35 protein-coding genes are annotated in these 22,221 nt (G+C 35.9%); 33 read left to right on the top strand and 2 right to left on the bottom strand.

The genetic code is table 11. The features are described 5' to 3' along the window. Positions 1 to 144 precede the first annotated feature (144 nt). From rplC to rplQ, 28 genes are all read left to right on the top strand, one after another. Positions 145 to 762: a 50S ribosomal protein L3 gene (gene rplC / locus CGC52_RS03235; RefSeq protein ID WP_042009346.1), complete on the top strand. Its 618-nt coding sequence runs from the start codon at positions 145 to 147 to the stop codon at positions 760 to 762. Next, the gene (rplD, locus tag CGC52_RS03230) at positions 762 to 1,391 is read left to right on the top strand and encodes a 50S ribosomal protein L4 (RefSeq protein WP_042009343.1); all 630 of its coding nucleotides are present in this window, start codon (positions 762 to 764) and stop codon (positions 1,389 to 1,391) included. The genes rplC and rplD overlap by 1 nt, the downstream gene beginning before the upstream one ends. A gap of 6 nt (positions 1,392 to 1,397) precedes the next feature. Then, positions 1,398 to 1,688: a 50S ribosomal protein L23 gene (gene rplW, locus CGC52_RS03225; RefSeq protein ID WP_042009341.1), complete on the top strand. Its 291-nt coding sequence runs from the start codon at positions 1,398 to 1,400 to the stop codon at positions 1,686 to 1,688. Between the two features lie 24 nt (positions 1,689 to 1,712). After that, a complete protein-coding gene (rplB, locus tag CGC52_RS03220) occupies positions 1,713 to 2,540 on the top strand; it encodes a 50S ribosomal protein L2 (protein ID WP_042009339.1) in 828 nt (275 codons plus the stop codon). A gap of 11 nt (positions 2,541 to 2,551) precedes the next feature. Next, positions 2,552 to 2,830 (top strand): 30S ribosomal protein S19, encoded by a 279-nt coding sequence (rpsS, locus tag CGC52_RS03215; RefSeq protein WP_042009337.1) that lies wholly within the window; start codon positions 2,552 to 2,554, stop codon positions 2,828 to 2,830. Positions 2,831 to 2,839: 9 nt separating this feature from the next. After that, entirely contained in the window at positions 2,840 to 3,250 is a 411-nt protein-coding gene (rplV, locus tag CGC52_RS03210; RefSeq protein WP_042009335.1) for a 50S ribosomal protein L22, read from the top strand. An 8-nt stretch (positions 3,251 to 3,258) separates the two neighbouring features. Continuing rightward, positions 3,259 to 3,999, top strand: a complete 741-nt coding sequence (rpsC, locus tag CGC52_RS03205) for a 30S ribosomal protein S3 (RefSeq protein WP_042009332.1) — start codon at positions 3,259 to 3,261, stop codon at positions 3,997 to 3,999. A 20-nt stretch (positions 4,000 to 4,019) separates the two neighbouring features. After that, positions 4,020 to 4,439 carry a 50S ribosomal protein L16 gene (rplP, locus tag CGC52_RS03200; RefSeq protein ID WP_042009330.1) on the top strand — a complete coding sequence of 140 codons (420 nt, stop codon included), beginning with the start codon at positions 4,020 to 4,022 and terminating at the stop codon, positions 4,437 to 4,439. A 10-nt stretch (positions 4,440 to 4,449) separates the two neighbouring features. Then, positions 4,450 to 4,641 (top strand): 50S ribosomal protein L29, encoded by a 192-nt coding sequence (rpmC, locus tag CGC52_RS03195; protein ID WP_042009328.1) that lies wholly within the window; start codon positions 4,450 to 4,452, stop codon positions 4,639 to 4,641. Between the two features lie 14 nt (positions 4,642 to 4,655). After that, a complete protein-coding gene (rpsQ, locus tag CGC52_RS03190; RefSeq protein WP_042009326.1) occupies positions 4,656 to 4,913 on the top strand; it encodes a 30S ribosomal protein S17 in 258 nt (85 codons plus the stop codon). Between the two features lie 2 nt (positions 4,914 to 4,915). After that, complete coding sequence (rplN, locus tag CGC52_RS03185) at positions 4,916 to 5,284, top strand: 50S ribosomal protein L14 (protein WP_002675043.1); 369 nt, start codon at positions 4,916 to 4,918, stop codon at positions 5,282 to 5,284. Positions 5,285 to 5,302: 18 nt separating this feature from the next. Beyond that, positions 5,303 to 5,614, top strand: coding sequence for a 50S ribosomal protein L24 (gene rplX, locus CGC52_RS03180; RefSeq protein ID WP_042009325.1), 312 nt, complete (start codon positions 5,303 to 5,305; stop codon positions 5,612 to 5,614). 2 nt (positions 5,615 to 5,616) lie between these two features. After that, positions 5,617 to 6,168, top strand: a complete 552-nt coding sequence (gene rplE / locus CGC52_RS03175) for a 50S ribosomal protein L5 (RefSeq protein ID WP_042009323.1) — start codon at positions 5,617 to 5,619, stop codon at positions 6,166 to 6,168. A 3-nt stretch (positions 6,169 to 6,171) separates the two neighbouring features. Further along, positions 6,172 to 6,441: a 30S ribosomal protein S14 gene (rpsN, locus tag CGC52_RS03170; RefSeq protein ID WP_042009322.1), complete on the top strand. Its 270-nt coding sequence runs from the start codon at positions 6,172 to 6,174 to the stop codon at positions 6,439 to 6,441. 20 nt (positions 6,442 to 6,461) lie between these two features. After that, positions 6,462 to 6,860: a 30S ribosomal protein S8 gene (rpsH, locus tag CGC52_RS03165; protein WP_042009321.1), complete on the top strand. Its 399-nt coding sequence runs from the start codon at positions 6,462 to 6,464 to the stop codon at positions 6,858 to 6,860. Between the two features lie 18 nt (positions 6,861 to 6,878). Beyond that, complete coding sequence (gene rplF / locus CGC52_RS03160; protein WP_042009320.1) at positions 6,879 to 7,421, top strand: 50S ribosomal protein L6; 543 nt, start codon at positions 6,879 to 6,881, stop codon at positions 7,419 to 7,421. Positions 7,422 to 7,432: 11 nt separating this feature from the next. Continuing rightward, positions 7,433 to 7,789, top strand: coding sequence for a 50S ribosomal protein L18 (gene rplR / locus CGC52_RS03155; RefSeq protein WP_042009319.1), 357 nt, complete (start codon positions 7,433 to 7,435; stop codon positions 7,787 to 7,789). 5 nt (positions 7,790 to 7,794) lie between these two features. Next, entirely contained in the window at positions 7,795 to 8,319 is a 525-nt protein-coding gene (gene rpsE, locus CGC52_RS03150; protein WP_042344528.1) for a 30S ribosomal protein S5, read from the top strand. A 10-nt stretch (positions 8,320 to 8,329) separates the two neighbouring features. Continuing rightward, complete coding sequence (gene rpmD, locus CGC52_RS03145) at positions 8,330 to 8,512, top strand: 50S ribosomal protein L30 (RefSeq protein WP_042009314.1); 183 nt, start codon at positions 8,330 to 8,332, stop codon at positions 8,510 to 8,512. Positions 8,513 to 8,529: 17 nt separating this feature from the next. After that, complete coding sequence (rplO, locus tag CGC52_RS03140; protein ID WP_042009312.1) at positions 8,530 to 8,982, top strand: 50S ribosomal protein L15; 453 nt, start codon at positions 8,530 to 8,532, stop codon at positions 8,980 to 8,982. An 11-nt stretch (positions 8,983 to 8,993) separates the two neighbouring features. Next, on the top strand, positions 8,994 to 10,337 hold the full coding sequence (secY, locus tag CGC52_RS03135; protein WP_082021483.1) for a preprotein translocase subunit SecY: 1,344 nt from the start codon (positions 8,994 to 8,996) through the stop codon (positions 10,335 to 10,337). A 9-nt stretch (positions 10,338 to 10,346) separates the two neighbouring features. Then, positions 10,347 to 10,562: a translation initiation factor IF-1 gene (infA, locus tag CGC52_RS03130; protein WP_041987579.1), complete on the top strand. Its 216-nt coding sequence runs from the start codon at positions 10,347 to 10,349 to the stop codon at positions 10,560 to 10,562. A gap of 238 nt (positions 10,563 to 10,800) precedes the next feature. Then, complete coding sequence (ykgO, locus tag CGC52_RS03120; protein WP_041913510.1) at positions 10,801 to 10,917, top strand: type B 50S ribosomal protein L36; 117 nt, start codon at positions 10,801 to 10,803, stop codon at positions 10,915 to 10,917. Between the two features lie 2 nt (positions 10,918 to 10,919). Then, complete coding sequence (rpsM, locus tag CGC52_RS03115) at positions 10,920 to 11,294, top strand: 30S ribosomal protein S13 (protein ID WP_042009307.1); 375 nt, start codon at positions 10,920 to 10,922, stop codon at positions 11,292 to 11,294. Positions 11,295 to 11,306: 12 nt separating this feature from the next. Further along, a complete protein-coding gene (gene rpsK, locus CGC52_RS03110) occupies positions 11,307 to 11,708 on the top strand; it encodes a 30S ribosomal protein S11 (RefSeq protein WP_042009305.1) in 402 nt (133 codons plus the stop codon). 87 nt (positions 11,709 to 11,795) lie between these two features. Then, positions 11,796 to 12,401: a 30S ribosomal protein S4 gene (gene rpsD, locus CGC52_RS03105; protein WP_095893410.1), complete on the top strand. Its 606-nt coding sequence runs from the start codon at positions 11,796 to 11,798 to the stop codon at positions 12,399 to 12,401. A 22-nt stretch (positions 12,402 to 12,423) separates the two neighbouring features. Next, positions 12,424 to 13,416, top strand: coding sequence for a DNA-directed RNA polymerase subunit alpha (locus CGC52_RS03100; protein ID WP_042009301.1), 993 nt, complete (start codon positions 12,424 to 12,426; stop codon positions 13,414 to 13,416). Positions 13,417 to 13,445: 29 nt separating this feature from the next. After that, entirely contained in the window at positions 13,446 to 13,916 is a 471-nt protein-coding gene (rplQ, locus tag CGC52_RS03095) for a 50S ribosomal protein L17 (RefSeq protein WP_042009299.1), read from the top strand. Positions 13,917 to 14,013: 97 nt separating this feature from the next. Here rplQ and CGC52_RS03090 read toward each other — a convergent pair whose 3' ends face one another. Both CGC52_RS03090 and CGC52_RS03085 read right to left on the bottom strand, forming a co-directional pair. Next, the gene (locus tag CGC52_RS03090; RefSeq protein WP_042346723.1) at positions 14,014 to 14,967 is read right to left on the bottom strand and encodes a glycosyltransferase family 2 protein; all 954 of its coding nucleotides are present in this window, start codon (positions 14,965 to 14,967) and stop codon (positions 14,014 to 14,016) included. A 15-nt stretch (positions 14,968 to 14,982) separates the two neighbouring features. Then, the gene (locus tag CGC52_RS03085) at positions 14,983 to 15,267 is read right to left on the bottom strand and encodes a GNAT family N-acetyltransferase (RefSeq protein ID WP_052458372.1); all 285 of its coding nucleotides are present in this window, start codon (positions 15,265 to 15,267) and stop codon (positions 14,983 to 14,985) included. A gap of 144 nt (positions 15,268 to 15,411) precedes the next feature. Here CGC52_RS03085 and CGC52_RS03080 point away from each other — a divergent pair, with 144 nt between their 5' ends. The 5 genes from CGC52_RS03080 to CGC52_RS03060 all read left to right on the top strand — a co-directional run bounded on the left by CGC52_RS03080 (position 15,412) and on the right by CGC52_RS03060 (position 22,217). Beyond that, entirely contained in the window at positions 15,412 to 16,065 is a 654-nt protein-coding gene (locus tag CGC52_RS03080; RefSeq protein WP_095893409.1) for an alpha/beta hydrolase, read from the top strand. Positions 16,066 to 16,379: 314 nt separating this feature from the next. Continuing rightward, positions 16,380 to 17,336, top strand: coding sequence for a PhoH family protein (locus CGC52_RS03075; RefSeq protein ID WP_095894432.1), 957 nt, complete (start codon positions 16,380 to 16,382; stop codon positions 17,334 to 17,336). Positions 17,337 to 17,484: 148 nt separating this feature from the next. After that, positions 17,485 to 18,351, top strand: a complete 867-nt coding sequence (locus CGC52_RS03070; protein WP_042009295.1) for a sugar phosphate nucleotidyltransferase — start codon at positions 17,485 to 17,487, stop codon at positions 18,349 to 18,351. 216 nt (positions 18,352 to 18,567) lie between these two features. Then, positions 18,568 to 19,623 carry an aminoglycoside phosphotransferase family protein gene (locus CGC52_RS03065; RefSeq protein ID WP_042344534.1) on the top strand — a complete coding sequence of 352 codons (1,056 nt, stop codon included), beginning with the start codon at positions 18,568 to 18,570 and terminating at the stop codon, positions 19,621 to 19,623. 71 nt (positions 19,624 to 19,694) lie between these two features. Continuing rightward, positions 19,695 to 22,217, top strand: a complete 2,523-nt coding sequence (locus tag CGC52_RS03060; RefSeq protein WP_095893408.1) for a DUF5686 family protein — start codon at positions 19,695 to 19,697, stop codon at positions 22,215 to 22,217. Positions 22,218 to 22,221 lie beyond the last annotated feature (4 nt).

Raw genomic sequence — 22,221 nt, 5'->3', positions numbered from 1 at the left:
ATTCGAAGTTAAATAACTTCATAACTTGTCCCGAAACAGTTTGTTAGGGAAAAACGGAAAAAAATGATTCAGGGTTGAAAAGCCAAGGCATTTTTTGACCCTGAATTTTATGAATAATAGTAATTAATATTTTAAATTAAATTTATGTCTGGGTTAATTGGAAAAAAAGTAGGTATGACCAGTCTATTTGATGAGAACGGGAAAAATGTTCCTTGTACAATCATTGAGGCAGGGCCATGCGTAGTTACCCAAGTCAGAACCGTAGAGGTTGACGGGTATGAGGCTCTTCAACTTGGTTTCGATGACAAAGCAGAACATCGTGCTAACAAAGCAGAGTTAGGACATTTCAAAAAAGCAGGAGCTTCTGTTAAGAAGAAAGTTATCGAATTTCAAGGATTTGAAGGAGTGTACAAATTAGGTGACACTATCACTGTGGATCTTTTTGAAGAAGGAGAATTTGTTGACGTGACAGGTATTTCCAAAGGAAAAGGGTTCCAAGGGGTTGTTAGAAGACACGGTTTTGGAGGTGTTGGTCAATCAACACACGGTCAGCACAACCGTTTAAGAGCACCGGGTTCTATCGGAGCATCATCCTACCCGTCACGCGTTTTCAAAGGAATGCGTATGGCAGGAAGAATGGGGGCAGAAAAAGTAACAGTACAAAACTTGAAAGTGTTGAAAGTGGTTGCTGAGAAAAATCTTTTAGTTGTTAAGGGATGTATTCCAGGTCACAAAAATGCTTACGTAACTATTCACAAATAATGGAAGTAGCAGTATTAAATAGTCAAGGAAAAGAAACAGGCAGAAAAGCGGTGCTTTCTGATTCTGTATTCGGAATAGAGCCTAATAATCATGTGATTTACTTGGATGTTAAACGCTATTTGGCAAATCAACGTCAAGGTACTCATAAGGCAAAAGAAAGAAATGAAGTAGCAGGGAGTACTCGTAAAATTAAAAAACAAAAAGGTACAGGTACGGCTCGTGCAGGAAGTGTAAAATCTCCAGTGTTTGTAGGTGGAGGACGTATTTTTGGTCCAAGACCTAAAGATTACACACAAAAATTAACCAAAAATGTAAAGCGTTTGGCTCGTCGTTCAGCTCTAAGTGCAAAGGCACAAGCTCAAGCTGTTTTGGTTCTTGAAGATTTGAATTTTGATACTCCAAAAACGAAAGAATTTACTAATATTCTGAAATCTTTGGGGTTAGAGAATAAAAAATCACTTTTTGTGTTGCCAGATACAAATAATAACGTATATTTGTCATCTCGAAATTTAAAAACATCGAGCGTTGTAACAGCTTCTGAATTAAATACTTACGATGTGGTTAATGCTACAAACGTGGTGTTATTAGAAAGTTCTGTTGAAGTTTTAGAATCAATTTTAACAAAATAAGAAGAAATGAGCGTATTAATTAAGCCAGTAATTTCGGAAAAAGCAACAGCAAACAGCGAGTTAAAAAACTGTTACACTTTTGAAGTTTCCAAAGATGCGAATAAAATTCAAATTAAAGAAGCTATTGAGTCTGCTTATGGAGTTGAGGTTGCATCGGTTCGAACATTGAATTACGGTCCTAAGCGTAAAGTTCGCTACACAAAAACAGGTTTGCAAGTAGGAAAAACAAACACTGTTAAAAAAGCGGTAGTGCAAGTGGCAGAAGGAGGGACTATAGATTTTTATAGTAATATATAATAGTGTTTAATAAATAGACAAAAAATGTCAGTTAGAAAATTAAAACCGATTACCCCTGGGCAGCGTTTTAGAGTAGTAAACGAATTTGACACCATTACTACTGATAAGCCGGAGAAAAGCCTTTTGGTTCCGTTGAAAAAGTCCGGAGGTAGAAACAATCAAGGGAAAATGACCATGCGTTACATTGGTGGTGGTCACAAGAAAAAGTATCGTTTAGTCGATTTCAAACGTAACAAGTTTGATGTAGAAGCTAAAGTAGTTTCAATCGAATACGATCCAAACAGAACAGCGTTCATTGCTTTGGTTCAATACACCGATGGTGAAAAACGTTACATCATTGCACCAGCAGGTTTAAAAGTAGACCAAACCATTGTTGCAGGTATGAGTAATGTTGCTCCAGAAATTGGAAATGCAATGCCGTTATCTCAAATTCCGTTAGGAACTGTAATCTCTTGTATAGAGTTACGTCCAGGACAAGGAGCAAACATCGCACGTTCTGCGGGAACTTTTGCTCAGTTGATGGCAAAAGATGGAAGATATGCAACTGTTAAATTGCCTTCAGGTGAAACTCGTATGATTTTGTTGACTTGTTTAGCAACAATCGGAGCTGTTTCTAACTCAGATCACCAGTTGATTGTTTCTGGTAAGGCAGGTCGCTCACGTTGGTTAGGAAGAAGACCAAGAACGAGACCAGTTGTAATGAACCCAGTTGATCACCCAATGGGTGGTGGTGAAGGTAGAGCTACCGGAGGACACCCAAGATCAAGAAAAGGTATCCCAGCTAAAGGTTACAGAACTCGTTCTAAAACCAAAGCAAGTAATAAGTATATTGTAGAACGTAGAAAAAAATAAAACACTAAGAAATGGCACGTTCATTAAAGAAAGGACCTTATGTTCACTATAGTTTGGAGAAAAAAATCCAACAGAACATTGAGTCAGGAAAAAAGACTGTTATTAAAACTTGGTCAAGAGCGTCTATGATAACTCCTGATTTTGTTGGTCAAACAATAGCAGTTCACAATGGTCGTCAGTTTGTTCCAGTTTATGTAACTGAGAATATGGTAGGACATAAGTTAGGCGAATTTTCACCAACTCGTTCGTTTAGAGGACATGCTGGTGCAAAAAATAAAGGTAAAAAATAATAGAAGGCTATGGGAGTTCGTAAAAGAGAAAAAGCAATACAAATTAAAGAAGCTAAAAAGAGCTTGGCTTTTGCAAAGTTGAATAACTGCCCTACTTCGCCACGAAAAATGCGTTTAGTAGCGGATATTATTCGTGGTCAACAAGTAGATAAAGCCCTTGCTATTTTGAAATTTAACCAAAAAGAGGCTGCCTCTCGTTTAGAGAAATTGCTTTTGTCAGCGATAGCTAACTGGCAAGCTAAAAACGAGGATGCTGATTTGGAAGATGCAGGATTATTCGTTCAAGAAGTTCGTGTGGATGGTGGTACAATGCTCAAAAGATTGAGAACAGCTCCACAGGGAAGAGCAAACAGAATTAGAAAGCGCTCAAATCACGTGACTATCGTGTTAGGAGCTAAAAATTATAACACAGAAAGCTAAGATAAACTATGGGACAAAAGACAAATCCAATCGGAAATCGCCTTGGAATTATCAGAGGATGGGAGTCTAACTGGTACGGAGGTAATGACTACGGAGACAAACTTGCTGAAGATGACAAAATCAGAAAGTATGTACAGACTCGTTTATCGAAGGCTAGTGTTTCGCGTGTAATTATTGAGAGAACCTTGAAACTTGTAACCGTTACTATCACTACGGCTCGTCCAGGAATTATCATTGGAAAGGGCGGTCAAGAGGTAGACAAGTTGAAAGAAGAATTGAAAAAAATTACGGGTGGTAAAGACATTCAGATTAACATTTTTGAAATCAAAAGACCAGAATTAGACGCTAATTTGGTTGCTGCAGGTATCGCTCGTCAAATTGAAGGGCGTGTTTCATATCGTAGAGCTATTAAAATGGCGATTGCGGCTGCAATGCGTATGAATGCCGAAGGAATTAAAGTGATGATTTCAGGTCGTTTGAATGGTGCAGAGATGGCACGTTCTGAAAGTTATAAAGAAGGAAGAATTCCGTTATCGACCTTCAGAGCTGACATAGATTACGCTCTTGATGAGGCTCACACAACCTATGGACGTATGGGAATTAAAGTGTGGATCATGAAAGGCGAAGTTTATGGAAAAAGAGAGCTTTCTCCTTTAGTGGGAATGACTAAGAAAACTACAGGAGGAACTGGAAAATCTACGACAGAAAAGCCTTCAGGGGCTCCAAAAAAAGCTCGTCGTAAAAAGTAATTTTTTAAAGAAGTAAAGAAATGTTACAGCCAAAAAGAACGAAATATCGTAGAGTACAAAAAGGCAGAATGAAAGGAGTTTCACATCGTGGAACTTTACTTTCAAACGGTACGTTTGGGATTAAATCATTAGACTCAGCTTTCATCACTTCACGCCAAATTGAGTCAGCTCGTATTGCAGCAACTCGTTTTATGAAACGTGAAGGTCAGTTATGGATTAAAATTTTCCCAGATAAACCAATCACTAAGAAGCCTTTAGAGGTACGTATGGGTAAAGGTAAAGGTGCCGTAGAATATTGGGCAGCTGTTGTGAAACCGGGAAGAATTATGTTTGAAGTAGGTGGTGTGCCTTTGTCAGTAGCCAAGGAAGCCTTGCGTCTGGCTGCACAAAAATTGCCTGTAAGAACAAAATTTGTTGTAGCAAGAGATTATCAAGATTAATTAAAGAGCAATGAAACAGTCTGAAATTAAAAAATTGACAATAGCTGAGCTACAAGAGAAGCTTGGTGAATATAAAAAATCGTATGCAGATTTGAAAATGGCTCACGCCATTCAACCAATTGAGAAACCAATTCAATTACGTCAAGTAAGAAGAACCGTTGCTCGTTTAGCGTGTGAGCTTACAAAAAGAGAATTACAATAATTCTATGCTGCCTTATGGAGAAAAGAAATTTAAGAAAAGAAAGAATAGGGGTTGTTAGTAGCAACAAAATGGAGAAAACCATCGTAGTTTCCGAAGTGAAGCGAGTGAAGCACCCTATGTATGGTAAGTTCGTGTTGCGTACAAAAAAATATGTAGCACACGATGAGAAAAATGAGTGCAACATTGGTGATACAGTGAAGATCATGGAAACACGTCCACTAAGTAAAACTAAATGTTGGAGATTAGTAGAAATCATTGAAAGAGCGAAGTAATTATGGTACAGCAAGAATCGAGATTAAAAGTAGCCGACAATACAGGAGCGAAAGAAGTGTTGACTATCCGTGTTTTAGGAGGAACGAAACGTCGCTATGCTTCAGTAGGTGATAAGATTGTGGTTACCGTTAAAGAGGCAACTCCAAACGGAAACGTAAAAAAAGGGCAAGTTTCAACTGCAGTTGTGGTAAGAACTAAAAAGGAAGTACGTCGTGCTGATGGCTCTTACATACGTTTTGACGAAAATGCTTGTGTTCTTTTGAACGCAGCGGGTGAGATGAGAGGGACGCGTGTTTTCGGTCCTGTTGCGAGAGAGCTTCGTGATAAACAATTCATGAAAATTGTGTCATTAGCACCTGAAGTGCTTTAATTTTTAATAAAATAAGTGATGAAACTAAAAATTAAAACAGGAGACACAGTACGAGTAATGGCTGGTGACCATAAAGGGTCAGAAGGCAAAGTGCTACGTGTTGATCGCGAGAAAAATAAAGCGATTGTTGAGGGAGTAAATTTAGTGTCTAAACACACAAAACCGAATGCTCAAAATCCTCAAGGAGGAATCGTTAAAAAAGAGGCTTTTATTCACATTTCAAACTTGGCTCTAATTGATGCTAAAACGAAACAACCAACACGCGTTGGATTTGAGGTTAGAGACGGTAAAAAAGTGCGAATTTCTAAAAAATCTAATGAAGTAATATAGTTATGGCGTACGTACCTAGACTAAAACAAGAATATAAAGAGCGCATTATCGCGGCTCTTAAAGAAGAATTTGGCTATAAGAATGTAATGCAGGTTCCTAAACTTGAAAAAATAGTTGTGAGCCGTGGAGTTGGTTCAGCTGTTGCCGATAAAAAACAAATCGATTATGCAGTAGACGAATTGACAAAAATTACAGGTCAAAAGGCAGTTGCAACCTATTCTAAAAAGGACGTAGCTTCTTTCAAACTTCGTAAAGGAATGGCAATCGGTGCTAGAGTAACTTTAAGAGGTGAGAGAATGTATGAGTTTTTGGATAGATTAATCACAGCGGCTTTGCCACGAGTGAGAGATTTCCAAGGAATCAGTGCGACTGGATTTGATGGTAGAGGAAATTACAACTTGGGTGTTACTGAGCAAATTATTTTCCCTGAAATTGATATCGATAAGATTAATAAAATTGCAGGTATGGATATCACCTTCGTAACTTCTGCTAACACGGATAAGGAAGCAAAATCATTATTAAGCGAATTAGGATTACCTTTTAAAAAGAACTAGTATATGGCTAAAGAATCAATGAAAGCCCGTGAGGTTAAGAGACAAAAATTGGTAGCTAAATATGCAGCAAAACGTCAGGCTTTGAAAGAAGCAGGTGATTACGATGCGTTACAAAAGCTACCTAAAAACGCTTCTCCTGTACGTTTGCACAATCGTTGTAAATTAACAGGAAGACCGAAAGGTTATATGCGTACGTTTGGTATTTCGCGTGTATTGTTCCGTGAGATGGCTAATAAAGGATTAATTCCGGGCGTTAAAAAAGCAAGTTGGTAATAATTAAAAGGACAAAGAATATGTATACAGATCCTATTGCAGATTATTTAACAAGAATTAGAAATGCGAATAATGCAAGGCATAGAGTCGTTGAAATCCCTGCTTCTAATTTGAAAAAAGAGATTACCAAAATCTTATTTGATCAGGGGTATATTTTAAGTTATAAGTTTGAAGATGATACTGTTCAAGGTACTATCAAAATAGCTTTAAAATATGACAAAGTAACGAAAGAGCCTGTCATTAAGCACATTGAAAGAGCAAGTAGACCAGGATTGAGAAAATATGCTGGAGCTGATAATCTTCCTCGCGTGTTGAACGGTTTGGGAATTGCTGTTATCTCAACCTCACAAGGGGTGATGACAGGTAAAAAAGCCAAAGAACTGAACATCGGCGGAGAAGTAATTTGTTATGTTTACTAATAAATAAAAGACAAAAAAATGTCAAGAATAGGTAAAGCACCCATCAAAATTCCTGCGGGAGTTACAGTAACTATCAACGGAGCTGTTGTTACCGTAAAAGGAAAGTTAGGCGAATTGACCCAAGAGGTTAAAGACATTGCTGTTAAGCAAGAAGATGGACAATTAGTGTTAGAAAAAACAGCTGAAACTAAAGACCAAAATGCAAAACATGGTTTGTACAGAGCTTTGTTAAACAATATGGTTGTTGGTGTTTCAGAAGGGTTCACTAAAGAATTAGAATTAGTAGGGGTTGGATACCGTGCTTCAAACCAAGGTCAAAAATTGGATTTAGCATTAGGTTTTTCTCATAACATTATTTTAGAGTTACCGCAAGAGGTAAAACTTGAGACTGTGAATGAGAAAGGTAAAAATCCAATCATTAAATTAACTTCTCATGACAAACAATTGGTGGGACAAGTAGCGGCTAAAATCCGCAGTTTCCGTAAACCTGAACCTTACAAAGGAAAAGGTGTTAAGTTTGTTGGTGAAGTGTTGAGAAGAAAAGCAGGTAAATCAGCTTAATAGTTAGAACAATGGCATTATCAAAATTAGAAAGAAGACAACGTATTAAAAGCAGAATCAGAAAAGTTGTTAGTGGTACTGCAGAGCAACCTCGTTTGGCTGTTTTCAGAAGTAACAATGAAATTTATGCTCAAATAGTGGACGATACCAAAGGGACTACTTTAGTGGCTGCATCTTCAAGAGATAAAGAAATTAGTGCTGCAAAAGCAACTAAAACTGAAAAAGCAGCATTGGTTGGAAAGGCTATTGCGGAAAAAGCTTTGAAACAAGGTATTGAGAAAATCGCTTTCGACAGAGGAGGTTATCTTTACCACGGGCGAGTGAAATCATTAGCTGAAGGAGCAAGAGAAGGCGGACTTAAATTCTAAAAACTATGTATCAGAAATATAAAAATGTAGAATATGTAAAACCAAGTGGTCTTGAATTAAAAGACCATTTGGTAGGAGTTCAACGTGTTACTAAAGTAACAAAAGGAGGACGTGCATTCGGTTTCTCTGCTATCGTTGTAGTAGGTGATGAAAATGGAGTTGTTGGTCACGGATTAGGAAAATCAAAAGAAGTTGCTGAAGCAATTGCTAAAGCAGTTGAAGATGCAAAAAAGAATTTGGTTCGTATTCCTTTGAACGGAACAACATTGCCTCATGAGCAAAAAGGTAAGTACGGAGGAGCTCGTGTTTATTTGCAACCTGCAACTGAAGGTACTGGAGTAATTGCTGGGGGAGCTGTACGTGCCGTTTTGGAGGCAGTTGGAGTTCACAACGTACTTTCAAAATCACAAGGTTCATCGAACCCTCACAACGTGGTGAAGGCTACTTTTGACGCACTATTGCAGTTGCGTTCAGCAAAAACAATTGCTGCTCAACGTGGAATTTCTTTAGAAAAATTGTTTAAAGGTTAATATTGGAACAATGGCAAAAGTTATAGTAACACAAGTAAAAAGTAGTATCAAGCGTCCAAAAGACCAAAAATTAACTTTGGAGGCTCTTGGTTTAGGTAAGATAGGAAAAGCGGTTGAGCATGAAGCTACACCAAGTATCCTTGGTATGATTAATAAAGTAAAACACTTAATTTCTGTTGAAGAAGTTAAATAATATTTTTATACAAAGTTATGAACTTGAGTAATTTACAACCTGCAGAAGGTTCAATTCACAGAGAAGGGAAGCGCGTTGGTCGTGGGCAAGGTTCCGGTAAAGGAGGTACTGCTACACGTGGACACAAAGGAGCGAAATCTCGTTCAGGCTATTCTAAAAAGATTGGTTTCGAAGGAGGGCAAATGCCTTTGCAAAGACGCGTACCAAAATTCGGTTTCAAAAATATTAACCGTAAAGAGTATGTAGGAATTAACTTAGGACAATTGCAAGACTTGGTTGATTCAGGAAAAATTACTGATACAGTTAATATGGAAACCTTAGTTCAACTCCACATAGTTAAGAAATCGGATTTAGTTAAAATCTTGGGTGGAGGAGAATTAAAAGCAAAATTAAAAATATCTGTTCATAAGTTTACAGCAAGTGCCAAATCAGCAGTTGAGGCTGTTGGAGGTGAGGCTGTGACCTTGTAATGTATCGAATTATTATGAAGTTTATCGAGAACCTAACCAATATTTGGAAAATAGAAGAGTTAAAAAATCGAATTATCTTAACTCTTGGAATTTTGTTAGTTTATCGTTTCGGAGCACATATCGTTCTTCCGGGGGTTGATTCCGCTCAATTACATGAGTTGGCAACGCGTACCTCGGGAGGCGGCTTGCTTGATATCTTAAATGCGTTTACTGGGGGAGCTTTTGCTAACGCCTCAGTTTTTGCGTTAGGTATTATGCCATATATCTCGGCTTCGATTGTTGTTCAATTGATGGGGATCGCAATTCCATACCTTCAAAAACTGCAAAAGGAGGGGGAAAGTGGTAGAAGAAAGATAAACCAAATCACTCGATGGCTTACCATTGCAATATGTGTTGTTCAAGCTCCTGTTTATCTTTATGGTATTGGACAATTGGGCGTTCCTGACAGTGCTTTTATTCTAGGAAAAGGTCTTGATTTTATGATTCCAGCGGTGCTAATATTAGTAACAGGAACTGTTTTTGCGATGTGGTTAGGGGAGAAAATCACTGACAAGGGAATTGGCAACGGTATTTCGTTGCTCATCATGGTCGGGATTATTGCACGTCTTCCACAGGCATTTGCTGCTGAGTTTGATGCTCGTGTGGCCCAATCAAATGGAGGCTTGATGATGATTTTGATTGAAATCATTATTTGGTTTGTCATTATCTTGCTTTGTATTTATTTGATTAAAGCAACTCGTCAAATTCCAGTTCAATACGCAAGAAGAACTGCTGATGGAGGAACTGTAGCTGAGAAAAACATATTTGGTGCACGTCAGTATATTCCTTTGAAGTTGAATGCTTCAGGGGTAATGCCAATCATCTTTGCTCAAGCGTTGATGTTTATTCCAGCTGCTGTTGCAGGTTTGTCTAAATCAGAAACTGCATTAAGCGTTCAACAGGCATTCAGTAATATGTTTGGCTTCTGGTATAATTTGTTGTTTGCAACAATGATTATATTGTTCACCTATTTTTATACTGCCATTACGGTGCCAACCAATAAAATGGCTGATGATTTGAAACGTAGTGGAGGCTTTATTCCTGGTATTCGTCCCGGAAAAGAGACAGGAGATTATCTTGACAAAATCATGTCATTGATTACATTGCCTGGTTCCATTTTCTTAGCCTTAATAGCGATTTTCCCAGCTTTATTGAAGGTTATTGGAATGCAAGATTCTTGGGCGTTGTTTTACGGAGGTACATCGTTACTGATTTTGGTAGGGGTTGCCATTGATACGGTACAACAAGTAAATTCATATTTGTTGAATCGTCACTACGATGGTTTGATGAAAACAGGTAAAAATAGAAAGGCTTAATTTTGATATATGGCTAAACAGGCAGCAATTGAACAAGATGGAACTATTGTTGAGGCGTTGTCCAATGCAATGTTCCGAGTAGAATTAGACAACGGACACGTAGTGATTGCTCATATCTCGGGAAAGATGCGTATGCATTACATCAAATTGCTTCCAGGGGATAAGGTGAAACTTGAAATGAGTCCGTATGACCTAACAAAAGCTCGAATCACATATCGCTATTAAGAGGGATTATCTGGTAATAAATTCCATATTTTATAGAAAAATAAAAAACTTTGACAAAGTTTCAAGGCTTTGTCAAAGTTTTGTAAAGAAGTAAGGTGTTGAAAATCAAATATTAATTGGTTTTTAAGCTCTGTCTGTTTTGATTTTATAAAAATAAAAGTGGTATTTATATAAAAAAACACATATAAATTCAAAATATTTTGTAGTTTTGCAAACTCTATGATATAAACAAAAGGAAATGAAAGTTAGAGCATCAATTAAAAAAAGAAGTCCCGAGTGCATCATTGTGCGTCGTAAAGGGAGATTGTACGTAATTAACAAAAAGAATCCTAAATTTAAACAAAGACAAGGATAATTATGGCAAGAATTGCAGGTATTGATTTACCAAAAAACAAACGTGGGGTTATTGGACTAACCTATATTTTTGGTATCGGAAAAAGTAGAGCTAAAGAAATTTTAGAAAAGGCTCAAGTAAATGAAGACAAAAAAGTAAACGAATGGAATGATGATGAAATCAGTAACATTCGTGAGGTCGTAGCTTCTTATAAAATTGAAGGAGAGTTACGTTCAGAGATTCAGTTGAACATCAAACGTTTGATGGACATTGGATGCTATCGTGGAATCCGTCACAGAATAGGGTTGCCTTTGCGTGGTCAAAAAACGAAGAACAACTCTCGTACAAGAAAAGGTAAAAGAAAAACTGTTGCGAATAAGAAAAAAGCAACTAAATAATAAGTAGTTAGTATGGCAAAATCAAATGCAAAAAACGCAAAAGTTTCTAAGAAGAGAAAGGTTGTTGTAGAATCGGTTGGTGAAGCACACGTTTCCGCAACTTTCAACAATGTGATAATTTCTCTTACGAATAAAAAAGGAGACGTAATTGCTTGGTCATCAGCAGGTAAGATGGGCTTTAGAGGGTCTAAAAAGAATACGCCTTACGCAGCGCAAGTGGCAGCAGAGGATGCTTCGAAAGTGGCTTTTGATGCAGGTTTGAAGAAAGTAAAGGTATATGTAAAAGGACCAGGAAACGGTAGAGAATCCGCTATCAGAACTATCCACAATGCTGGAATTGAAGTAACTGAAATTATTGATGTTACTCCATTACCTCACAATGGTTGTCGTCCACCAAAGAGACGTAGAGTTTAATTAATTTATTATTAAATAACGAAGGGTTTTTTGATTATCGAAGGAATGCCTTAATTCATAATCCCCTTTTATTAGAAATAAGAAAAAATGGCAAGATATACAGGACCAAAAACAAAAATAGCTCGTAAATTTGGTGAAGCCATCTTTGGCGATGATAAATCTTTTGAGAAAAAGAACTATCCACCAGGGCAACACGGGATTGCTCGTCGTAGAGCAAAACGCTCTGAATATGCTATTCAGTTGCAAGAAAAACAAAAAGCTAAATATACTTACGGTATTTTAGAGAAACAATTTCGTAATTTGTATGAAAAAGCAAAAAGAAGTAAGCACGTCACAGGTGAGGTGCTGTTGCAGTTGTGTGAATCACGTTTGGATAACGTAGTTTATCGTATGGGAATTGCCCCTACACGCAGTGCTGCACGTCAGTTGGTTTCGCATCGTCATATCACGGTAAACGGAGATATTGTTAATATTCCGTCTTATTCTTTAAAACCAGGTGATGTGGTTGGTGTTCGTGAGAAATCAAAATCTTTGAGCGTTATTGAAAGCTCATTATCAGCAAGTAGTGCTGTTTATGAGTGGATAACTTGGAACACTGAAAAATTAGAGGGTACATTTGTTGCCGTGCCTCAACGTATTCAGATTCCTGAAAATATTAAAGAACAGTTAATCGTAGAGTTGTACTCTAAATAATAAATAAGACAGCAGTCAAATTATGGCATTATTCAACTTTCAAAAACCCGATAAAGTTATAATGATTGAATCATCTGATTTCGAAGGACGATTTGAATTTCGTCCTTTGGAACCAGGATATGGTTTAACAATAGGTAACGCATTGCGGAGAGTTATGTATTCTTCATTAGAAGGTTTCGCAATTACTTCTGTAAAATTTGATAAAGTAGGACATGAATTTTCTACGATTTCAGGTGTAGTGGAAGATGTAACCGAAATCATCTTAAATTTGAAACAGGTACGTTTCAAGAGACAAATTGAAGATATAGAAAACGAAACGGTAACTATTGCCGTTTCAGGTAAGAAACAGTTGACTGCGGGTGATTTTCAAAAATATCTTTCTGGATTTCAAGTACTAAACACGGATTTAGTAATTTGTAATATGGAGTCTTCTGTAACTTTCAATATGGAAATTACTATTGAAAAGGGTAGAGGATACGTTCCAGCTGAGGAGCATCTAAATCAGAACACAGCTGTTGGAGTTATCATGACCGATGCTATTTTTACTCCAATCAAAAATGTGAAATATTCGGTTGAAAACTATCGTGTAGAGCAAAAAACTGACTACGAAAAGTTGGTTTTCGAAATCAAAACAGATGGGTCGATTCATCCTAAACAAGCCTTGACGGAAGCTGCTAAAACGTTGATTCACCACTTCATGTTATTCTCTGATGAGAGAATTACTTTGGAGTCAGATGAAATAGCTCAAACAGAATCATACGATGAGGAGTCATTGCATATGCGTCAGTTATTGAAAACCAAATTGGTTGACATGGACTTGTCGGTGCGTGCGTTGAATTGTTTGAAAGCGGCAGAAGTTGAAACTTTGGGTGATTTGGTTTCATTCAACAAAGTTGATTTGATGAAATTTAGAAACTTTGGTAAAAAATCACTTACAGAACTTGATGAATTAGTTGCCAACAAGAATTTAACTTTCGGTATGGATTTGTCAAAATATAAATTAGATAAAGATTAACCCGCTTTTGCGTATTTAATTAAGGAAAAATGAGACACGGAAATAAAATTAATCATTTAGGAAGAAAAACTGCTCATAGAGAGGCTATGTTGGCAAATATGGCTTGTTCGTTGATTGAGCATAAGAGAATAAACACTACTTTGGCAAAGGCAAAAGCTTTGAAATTATTTGTTGAGCCATTAGTTACAAAATCAAAAGAAGATACAACGCATAATCGTCGTATTGCTTTTAGTAGATTGAGAAATAAATATGCTGTTACTGAGTTATTTAAAGAGGTTTCAGTAAAGGTGGGCGATAGACCAGGAGGATATACTCGTATTATCAAGTTGGGAAATCGTTTGGGAGATAATGCTGAAATGGCATTGATTGAGTTCGTTGATTATAACACTACCTACAACGTAGAAAAATCAGCAGCTAAAAAGAAATCTACGCGTCGTAGTAGAAAAAAAGCTGAGACAACTTCAGCTTCTGAGACGGAAACTACTGCAACTGAAGAGTAGTTAGAAGTGTAAAGAAAAAACAAGCCATCTAATTTTTTAGATGGCTTGTTTCGTATTTGAATGTTTTAAGCGTTTTGGATATGATAAGATACAGGGCTTAAATTCGTTCTTTTACTTTGTAGCGTTTTTCTTTGCGTTTGTTACGTAGGATAATTTCGCCTAAAAATCCTGCAACAAAGAATTGGGTTCCAATAATCATTGTTGTTAATGCCATGTAAAATTCAGGTCTGTTAGCAATGAGTCGGTTGCTAGGGTTTATGAACAGTTTGTCTACTCCTAGGTAGAAAGCAAATAAAAAACCAATAAAGAACATTAAAACTCCTAAAGCGCCAAAAAAGTGCATTGGTCTCTTACCAAAGTGGGAAATAAAACTGATAGTAATTAAATCCAGAAATCCGTTGATGAATCGGTTCATTCCGAATTTTGTTTGCCCGTATTTTCTTGCTTGATGGATAACAACTTTTTCAGTTATTTTTTTGAATCCAGCATTTTTTGCTAGTACAGGAATATAGCGGTGCATTTCGCCGTTTACATCAATATTCTTAACTACTTCATTTCGGTAGGCTTTCAGTCCGCAATTGAAATCGTGGAGCTTTAGCCCTGATGTTTTTCGTGCTGCCCAATTGAATAATTTAGAAGGTAGATTTTTAGTTAATTTTGAGTCATATCGTTTTTTCTTCCAACCTGAAACTAAATCAAATCCATCGACTTTAATCATTTGATATAATTCGGGAATTTCATCGGGGCTGTCTTGTAAGTCAGCGTCCATTGTTATGACTACATCGCCTTTTGCTTTTTTGAATCCGATGTTCAAAGCCTGTGATTTTCCGTAATTTTTGAGGAAACGAATACCAACAACACAAGGGTCTTGAGATTTTATTTCTTTGATGATCTGCCACGAGTGGTCGGTACTCCCATCATCTATAAAAAGAATTTCGTAAGAAAATTCGTAAGAAATCATTGTCCGACGAATCCATTGATGTAATTCAGGCAATGATTCTTGTTCATTTAAGAGGGGAATAACAATTGATATGTTTGGAGTTTGATTCATACAGACACAGATTACTTAAACACGAATTCCTACGGAAAGCATTCCTTGATATTCTTTGTTTTTTCTGAAAAAGGAAACCGCTTTTGAGCAAGTTGGAACTACTTTTAATCGGCGTTCGGCTATGTTTTCGAGTACTTTTTTCATGAAGTCATCAAAAAAAGTGGCTTCAGCATTTTCAGGAATATATATTCTTGTTAAAAAAATCTTGATGTCTTGCACCGAGTATTCAATGAAGGCGGTTTCATTGTTAACTTTTGTTTGAAACTGGCGAGAAAATTCGCTGTCAATAATTTCAATCATATTTATTTTAATTCGTATGATTAGTGATTAATGAAGTGTCAATGTTGTTTTTGATTTTGATAAAAAAAATAGTATTTTTACGTCCTGAAAAAAAAACAAAAAGCCAACTTCGGCACAAAGTTACAAAATAAAATTTAATTTAGAATGGAAAAAAACAAAAAGCATATTTATCTAATGCCAGGAATGGCAGCAAGTCCTAAAATTTTTGAATTTCTTGAATTTCCATCGAATTATGAAACTCATTTATTGGACTGGATTTTACCGATTGAGGAGGAATCTCTTTCGGAATATGCTTTTCGTTTGGCTCAGCAAATTACACATCCGAAACCTACTTTATTAGGGGTTTCGTTCGGAGGAATTATTGTACAGGAAATCGCTAAAATTATTGATTATGAAAAAATTATCGTAGTTTCAAGTGTAAAAACTAAATATGAACTGCCTAAAAAAATGCTATTGGCACGTTATACAAATTTGCATAAATTGTTGCCCGTTGGTTTAGTTAATTCATTGGAATATTGGAAGCAATTTTCTTTTATTGATTCCATCACAAAGCGTATAGAACTTTATGAAAAGTACATTGGGATGCGATCAATCTCTTATTTGGACTGGAGCATTGATAAAATTGTAAATTGGGAGCAAACAGAGCCTTTACCGAACACAATTCATATCCACGGAGATAAAGATGCAGTTTTTCCAATGAAATATATTTCTGATGCTATTGTAGTAAAAAAAGGCACACATATTATGGTTATTAATCGTTACAAATGGTTTAATGAGAATTTTTCGAATCTGTTGTAATAATTTCCGTATACCATTTCTACTTCAATTTTGCTGAGATAAAAGGAATAGTAAACGCTTTGTTTTAGGATGTTTATTATTATGGAAGAATGTTTTTTGTAGGGAAGTTTTGTATATTTTGTTTCATAGTATCAACGGTATTTTACAGTTGTTTTGTGTTTAGAAATATTCTATTATTCTGCTGTAGTTTTAAAAATCTGTGAAAATAACCCTTTTTTTCTTGCAAATCTTCAAAAAAAATAGTAAACTTGCACAATGTTTCGAGATTAGAAAAACTCGAATTTAATTCATTAATCAAAAAAACTTCTTATATTTTGAATGAACTTGTTTTAGAACTAACCGATATTCATCCACGGCAGTTCTTCGGCGAAGATGAGGTAAATATTAAAAAGATAAAATCTTGTTTTCCGAAATTGAAGATTGTAGCCAGAGGTAATAAAATTTTAGCTTTTGGAGAGGAAAACTTGTTAAAAGATTTTGCCAAAAAAATAGAATTATTGCAGGCGTATTTCAGTAAATACAACCGATTGGATGAACGTAGCATTGATAGTATTTGCAATGCTGATGATACTGAGCCTATAGAAACAATAAATCAGAAGGAAACCGATGTGATTGTCCATGGAGTGGGGGGGAAGGTTATTCGTCCGCAGACCAAAAATCAATTCAAGTTGGTAGAGTTGATGAAAAAGAATGATATGGTTTTCGCTGTGGGCCCCGCAGGAACAGGAAAGACCTATGTAGGTGTAGCACTTGCAGTTAAAGCACTGAAAGAAAAGCAAGTAAAACGAATTATTCTTACCCGACCTGCAGTGGAAGCAGGGGAAAATTTAGGGTTTCTTCCAGGGGATTTGAAAGAGAAGCTTGATCCGTATATGCAACCTCTTTATGATGCTTTGCGTGATATGATTCCTTATGAAAAACTTAGTGGTTTTATTGAATCAGGGGTAATAGAAATTGCTCCCTTGGCGTTTATGCGTGGGCGTACGCTTGATAACGCTTTTGTGATTTTGGATGAGGCTCAGAATACTACCCATGCTCAAATGAAAATGTTCCTCACACGTATGGGACGTAATGCTAAGTTTATGATTACGGGTGACCCGGGTCAAATTGACTTACCTCGAAAGGTATCTTCAGGGCTGAAAGAGGCTTTGTTGATTCTGAAAAATGTCAAGGGGATTGGTATGTTACATTTAGATGATAAAGACGTGGTTCGACATCCGTTAGTACGAAATATTATTGAGGCGTACAAAAGTATTGAAAATATAGAATAAACGTAAGTGCGATTCAGTAAATGACATCAGAACATTTAGATATTAAAATTCAGAATGTTATTTCACGACGTGTAACATAAATTTTTCTGCACCTTAAGAGCTAAATAATTGAAAAATAATATAAAACATAAATATATTACATAAAAATATGAATACAACATTAGTAATTTTAGCGGCAGGTTTGGGGAGTCGCTTTGGTTCCGACAAACAATTAGAGGAAATTCATAACGGAAATGCTTTGTTTGATTATGGGATTTATGATGCGATTGAAGCGGGGTTTTCGGACGTAGTTTTGATTATTAGAACCCAGATTGAAGAGCTTACTAAAAAACATTTAGAAAATCGTTTCAAAGGATTGCCTGTTTCCTTCGTATATCAAGATTTACAAAATCCAGAAGGCATTGTGCGTCAAAAACCTTGGGGTACAGGACATGCAATGCTCTGCGTAAAAGACGTGGTTAAGAATCCGTTTTTGATTATGAATGCTGATGATTATTACGGAAAAGATGCGTTTTCATACATGGTAAAAGCCTTAAAATCAGGTAAAGAAAAAACTTTTTATTCAGCAGGTTATTTATTGAAAAACACATTGAGCGAAAATGGGACAGTTTCAAGAGGAGTTTGTAATGTGAATGAAAATAATCATCTGCAATCGATAGTTGAGGCTACAAAACTCAGAAAAATTGACGAAAATATGGCTATTGATGAAGAAACAGGCGAAAAATATCCTTTAGGAACGTTCGTTTCAATGAATTTTTGGGGATTCACACCAGAAATTTTTCCAATGGCACAGAAATTATTTGCTGAATTTGTAGAAGCTAATAAAGAAAATCCAAAAGCAGAGTTTTTCATTCCGTTAGTGGTACAACATGCTATTGAAAAAGAAGGGTATACTTTGGAAGTGTTGCCTAATAACGATGCTTGGTTTGGAATGACCTACCGCGAAGATTTATTGAAAGTACGAGAAGAAATTAAAAATTTGACTGTAGCAGGAGGATATCCGGAGAATTTCTAATTAAGGAATCAAATTTCTTACTTGCTCAACTGTGAAGGTTTCACGAGATTTTGACTTATTGAGATAAGGAGTTTATTCCATTTTGCTAAAATTAGAGATTTTTTTTAACTCTCAACTAGTGTTACAATCTCTGAATGTCGAATTTACATAGATTTTTTTGTTATACGCAAAAATCTTCATATACATTTGATTTACCAATTAAAAATATAAAATAAAATGAAAAATACAGCTGAAAGAATTGCTCCTTTGTTTGATTTTAAAGGAGATATCGTTTCCGTTGAGCCTTTTGGAAATGGGCACATCAATTATACTTTTTTAGTGAAAACTACTGAACAAGAGTATGTGCTTCAGGGAATTAATACCAATGTGTTCAAAAAACCACATGCAATCATTAAAAATATTGAATTGCTTTGGGAAACTGTTGCTGATAACACTATTATTTTGAATATGTTACCAGTCAAAACGGGAGGTTTTTCGGTAGAAGCAGACAATGCTTTGTGGCGTGCGGTTCCGTTTGCGAAGAATTATGTGGCATACGAATTTGTTAAAGAAGCATGGCAGGCTGAGAAAGCTGCATCGGCTTATGCAACGTTTATCAAAACATTTGAAAAGATAGATACTTCAAGATTGGAGGATACTATTCCTGATTTTCATAACGGGATGAAGCGTTTTCAACAATTAGAAGATGCTTTTGCACAGGCGAAGTCCGAACGCATCGAAAAGGCACAACATCTCTATGATTTTGCAAAGTCGCACAAGGTAATATTTGATGAAGTACAGAAAGCTGTGGATGAAAAACGCATCCCTATTCGTGTTACTCATAACGATACAAAAATAAATAATGTATTGATTCACAAGGATAATCCGAACGATTTCAAAGTTATTGACTTGGATACAGTAATGCAAGGAATTTTATTGTATGACTTTGGAGATATGGTGCGTACCTCTGTGAGTCCTACTAATGAAAATGAACCTGATGATTCAAAAATTGTGTTCAATGAAACTTTCTTTGAAGCCATTTGTAAAGGATTTTCAGTGATGAAAGACGTAATGACAGAGACCGAAAAACGTATGGTTTTGGATGGTGCTAAATATATGATTTTTATTATCGGAGTACGTTTCCTTACGGATTATTTTAATAATGACATTTATTTCAAAACTTCATTCCCCGAAGAAAATTTTGTTAGAGCAAGAAACCAATTTGTTCTATTACAACGTTTAGAAGATAAAGAACCTGCATTGAGAGCAGTTGTTGATAAATGGTTTAAATAAAATAAACAATAAAAGGTAAAAACTGTCTGAAAAAAGTGTACATTTGCAACTTGGTTCAGACAGTTTTTTTTATGATAAGAAATATTTTTGTACTCCTATTAACCATTCTTCCCATTTATATTTATTCCCAAACTCAAGTTTCAGGTAAAGTTATTGATGATCAAGGAAAACCACTTCCTTTTGCGAATATCATTTTTGTGAATTCTACGAAAGGAGTAGTGTCGGATGCTTCAGGAAAATTCTCCTTATACTCAGAGAAAAACCATAATTATATTGAAGTTTCTTCCTTAGGGTTCACATCTAAAAAAATACGATTACAACATAAAATCACAAAAAATCTTATTGTAGAACTTACTGAAGGAGAAGAGCTTGAAGAGGTTGTTGTAGTAGGAAAACCAACCAAGTCACTTTCGAAAAAAGAAAACCCAGCCTACACAGTTCTACAAGGTATTTGGAAAAATAAGAGTAAAAAAGGACTTAAAAATTCACAAGCATATGAGTATAAGAAACATAGTGTCTCAGAGTTGGGTATCAATCAATTAGATACGATTTTCCTAAAAAAGGTTTTAGGAAATGATTATGCTGAGTTTGAACAAACTCTTATGGAACGAAAAAACAGGGGCTTTTTTTCAATGCCGATTTATATTAAAGAAAACGTACAAAAGGTCTACGGTAACAACCAAATCAATAAACAACGAGTTGATACAGAGGCAGAACGCTCACAAGGAGTAGCTCAAAATGGTTATGGTTTAGAGCGAATCACCAAGGCATTTGATGAATTTGACATCTACGAAAATTCATATTTGATTTTAAATCGCCCATTTGTAAGCCCTCTCTCGGAATATGGCTACGGGACGTATCACTATGTTTTAAAAGATACTTTAGTAGAAGAGAATCGAAATTTCTATCGCATTTATTTTTTTCCAAAAATAGATGCTGATTTGGCTTTGGAAGGAAATTTTATTGTGGATACTAAAACTTTTATTATCAAAAGTATAGAGATGAAAACTACTCCCAAAACCAATTTGAATATGGTGCGGGGATTGTTTTTCGAAAAGCATTTTACCATTGAAAATGATAGTATTTATTATCTTGAAAAAGAAATTCAAGAAGCTGATTTTACGATTCTTTCTAAGGACATAGAAGAGAAAGGCTTGTACATTCGTAATATCATAGGATACTCTGATGTGGTCCTGAATCAACCAAAAGCGACTCTTTTTTATGAACAAAAAATAGTTCAAAAATATAGGGATCAATTTGTTAAAGGGGATACATATTGGCAACAAGCAACCGTGAAGTCGGCAAATATTTCTAAAACAACTCGGTTGATTAAGGAAGTGGCTGATAATCCGAAAGTTAAATTAATTACTACACTTGCAGATATTATAGGTACAGGGTATGTATCGTTAAATTCAATCCCTTTGGGTAAAGGACTGCAATTCGGTACATATTGGCAGGTGTACGAATCAAACGATGTTGAAAAGCATCGATTTAGATTAGGTTTCAGAACATTTAATTCAATTGAAGATCGTTTTCGCTCTTATTTTTACGGAGCTTATGGCATTGGAGATAAACGGTTTAAGTATGGATTAAGTGCTAAATATTTACTTTCGGAGGAACCTCGAGTGACGTTTGGAGGTGCTTATCAGGATGATTATTTGCAATTAGGAAACTATTTGATTCACGATGATGGTAATTTCACATTCCGAAGAGGAAGTAACGCCATTATTAATCGAGGAGAAAACTATTTTTTGACCAGAAATCAAAAGACATCAGCGGCTATAACGTATGTGCCGTTAAAAAACATTGAAGTTAGTGTTTTTGGAGTATATCAGCACTCACAATCTGCCGATCCTGAACATTTTTTCATAGCCTTTCGAGATTTGAAGAATAATCAAACATATACCAATTATACCGATTTCAACACAGGGTTGAATATCAAATTTACCCCAGGAAGAAACGTCTTTGGCTATGGGGTGGAGCAACGTTATGGAGAGAAAATACATGATACTTACGTGTTAAAATATACTAAAGGAGCATCAGGAGCTTTAGGAAGCCAATTTGACTATGATAAAGTACAGGTTTTAATCAAAAAACCTATTACTGTTTGGAATTTAGGAATGCTGAACACAACTTTTGAGGCAGGGAAAATTTTTGGTACCGTACCGTTGACTATTTTGACACCAACGCCTGCCAATCAAGCCTATTCGATTATACCTCAGTCGTTTGCGTTGTTAGATTATTATGATTTTATAAATGATACCTATCTTAATGGTTATTTTGAGCATCATTTTAACGGGTTTATTTTGAATAAAATTCCACTTGTCGACAAAACAAAATTACGAAGTTTATTATTTGCTCGTTTTGCTTATGGTACTATAAGTCAGCAAAATAGAGATGCTCACCAAACGAATCTAATATACAATACGCCTGAAAAATTGTATTGGGAATACGGTTTTGGTATTGAAAATATAGGTTTTGGAAATATTCGCCCGTTTCGTTTAGATTTTATATGGCGTGGTGATTTTAATGATGTTAACGGTACTCGGAATCCCAAGTTTGGCATTCGTTTTAGTGTCATGCCTAATTTTTAATGTC

The sequence above is a fragment of the Capnocytophaga sp. H2931 genome, assembly GCF_002302535.1.
Classification (GTDB): Bacteria; Bacteroidota; Bacteroidia; order Flavobacteriales; family Flavobacteriaceae; genus Capnocytophaga; species Capnocytophaga canis.
The sequence above is the reverse complement of the archived record's forward strand: the minus strand, read 5'-3'. Positions and strand labels throughout refer to the sequence as shown.

Excerpts from the sequence above, each read along its gene's own strand:
- rplO (WP_042009312.1), top strand. The coding sequence starts at position 8,530 with ATGAACTTGAGTAATTTACAACCTGCAGAAGGTTCAATTCACAGAGAA.
- CGC52_RS03090 (WP_042346723.1), bottom strand. The coding sequence starts at position 14,967 with ATGAATCAAACTCCAAACATATCAATTGTTATTCCCCTCTTAAATGAA.
- CGC52_RS03065 (WP_042344534.1), top strand. The coding sequence starts at position 18,568 with ATGAAAAATACAGCTGAAAGAATTGCTCCTTTGTTTGATTTTAAAGGA.
- rpmD (WP_042009314.1), top strand. The coding sequence starts at position 8,330 with ATGGCAAAAGTTATAGTAACACAAGTAAAAAGTAGTATCAAGCGTCCA.
- rpsN (WP_042009322.1), top strand. The coding sequence starts at position 6,172 with ATGGCTAAAGAATCAATGAAAGCCCGTGAGGTTAAGAGACAAAAATTG.
- rplF (WP_042009320.1), top strand. The coding sequence starts at position 6,879 with ATGTCAAGAATAGGTAAAGCACCCATCAAAATTCCTGCGGGAGTTACA.
- CGC52_RS03060 (WP_095893408.1), top strand. The coding sequence starts at position 19,695 with ATGATAAGAAATATTTTTGTACTCCTATTAACCATTCTTCCCATTTAT.
- CGC52_RS03100 (WP_042009301.1), top strand. The coding sequence starts at position 12,424 with ATGGCATTATTCAACTTTCAAAAACCCGATAAAGTTATAATGATTGAA.
- rpsM (WP_042009307.1), top strand. The coding sequence starts at position 10,920 with ATGGCAAGAATTGCAGGTATTGATTTACCAAAAAACAAACGTGGGGTT.
- rplX (WP_042009325.1), top strand. The coding sequence starts at position 5,303 with ATGAAACTAAAAATTAAAACAGGAGACACAGTACGAGTAATGGCTGGT.
- rplE (WP_042009323.1), top strand. The coding sequence starts at position 5,617 with ATGGCGTACGTACCTAGACTAAAACAAGAATATAAAGAGCGCATTATC.
- rpsS (WP_042009337.1), top strand. The coding sequence starts at position 2,552 with ATGGCACGTTCATTAAAGAAAGGACCTTATGTTCACTATAGTTTGGAG.
- rpsK (WP_042009305.1), top strand. The coding sequence starts at position 11,307 with ATGGCAAAATCAAATGCAAAAAACGCAAAAGTTTCTAAGAAGAGAAAG.
- rplQ (WP_042009299.1), top strand. The coding sequence starts at position 13,446 with ATGAGACACGGAAATAAAATTAATCATTTAGGAAGAAAAACTGCTCAT.
- CGC52_RS03085 (WP_052458372.1), bottom strand. The coding sequence starts at position 15,267 with ATGATTGAAATTATTGACAGCGAATTTTCTCGCCAGTTTCAAACAAAA.
- rpsD (WP_095893410.1), top strand. The coding sequence starts at position 11,796 with ATGGCAAGATATACAGGACCAAAAACAAAAATAGCTCGTAAATTTGGT.
- CGC52_RS03070 (WP_042009295.1), top strand. The coding sequence starts at position 17,485 with ATGAATACAACATTAGTAATTTTAGCGGCAGGTTTGGGGAGTCGCTTT.
- rplR (WP_042009319.1), top strand. The coding sequence starts at position 7,433 with ATGGCATTATCAAAATTAGAAAGAAGACAACGTATTAAAAGCAGAATC.
- rplB (WP_042009339.1), top strand. The coding sequence starts at position 1,713 with ATGTCAGTTAGAAAATTAAAACCGATTACCCCTGGGCAGCGTTTTAGA.
- CGC52_RS03080 (WP_095893409.1), top strand. The coding sequence starts at position 15,412 with ATGGAAAAAAACAAAAAGCATATTTATCTAATGCCAGGAATGGCAGCA.
- rplW (WP_042009341.1), top strand. The coding sequence starts at position 1,398 with ATGAGCGTATTAATTAAGCCAGTAATTTCGGAAAAAGCAACAGCAAAC.
- rpsE (WP_042344528.1), top strand. The coding sequence starts at position 7,795 with ATGTATCAGAAATATAAAAATGTAGAATATGTAAAACCAAGTGGTCTT.
- ykgO (WP_041913510.1), top strand. The coding sequence starts at position 10,801 with ATGAAAGTTAGAGCATCAATTAAAAAAAGAAGTCCCGAGTGCATCATT.
- rpsC (WP_042009332.1), top strand. The coding sequence starts at position 3,259 with ATGGGACAAAAGACAAATCCAATCGGAAATCGCCTTGGAATTATCAGA.
- rplD (WP_042009343.1), top strand. The coding sequence starts at position 762 with ATGGAAGTAGCAGTATTAAATAGTCAAGGAAAAGAAACAGGCAGAAAA.
- rpmC (WP_042009328.1), top strand. The coding sequence starts at position 4,450 with ATGAAACAGTCTGAAATTAAAAAATTGACAATAGCTGAGCTACAAGAG.
- rpsQ (WP_042009326.1), top strand. The coding sequence starts at position 4,656 with ATGGAGAAAAGAAATTTAAGAAAAGAAAGAATAGGGGTTGTTAGTAGC.
- infA (WP_041987579.1), top strand. The coding sequence starts at position 10,347 with ATGGCTAAACAGGCAGCAATTGAACAAGATGGAACTATTGTTGAGGCG.
- rplP (WP_042009330.1), top strand. The coding sequence starts at position 4,020 with ATGTTACAGCCAAAAAGAACGAAATATCGTAGAGTACAAAAAGGCAGA.
- rplV (WP_042009335.1), top strand. The coding sequence starts at position 2,840 with ATGGGAGTTCGTAAAAGAGAAAAAGCAATACAAATTAAAGAAGCTAAA.
- rplC (WP_042009346.1), top strand. The coding sequence starts at position 145 with ATGTCTGGGTTAATTGGAAAAAAAGTAGGTATGACCAGTCTATTTGAT.
- rpsH (WP_042009321.1), top strand. The coding sequence starts at position 6,462 with ATGTATACAGATCCTATTGCAGATTATTTAACAAGAATTAGAAATGCG.
- rplN (WP_002675043.1), top strand. The coding sequence starts at position 4,916 with ATGGTACAGCAAGAATCGAGATTAAAAGTAGCCGACAATACAGGAGCG.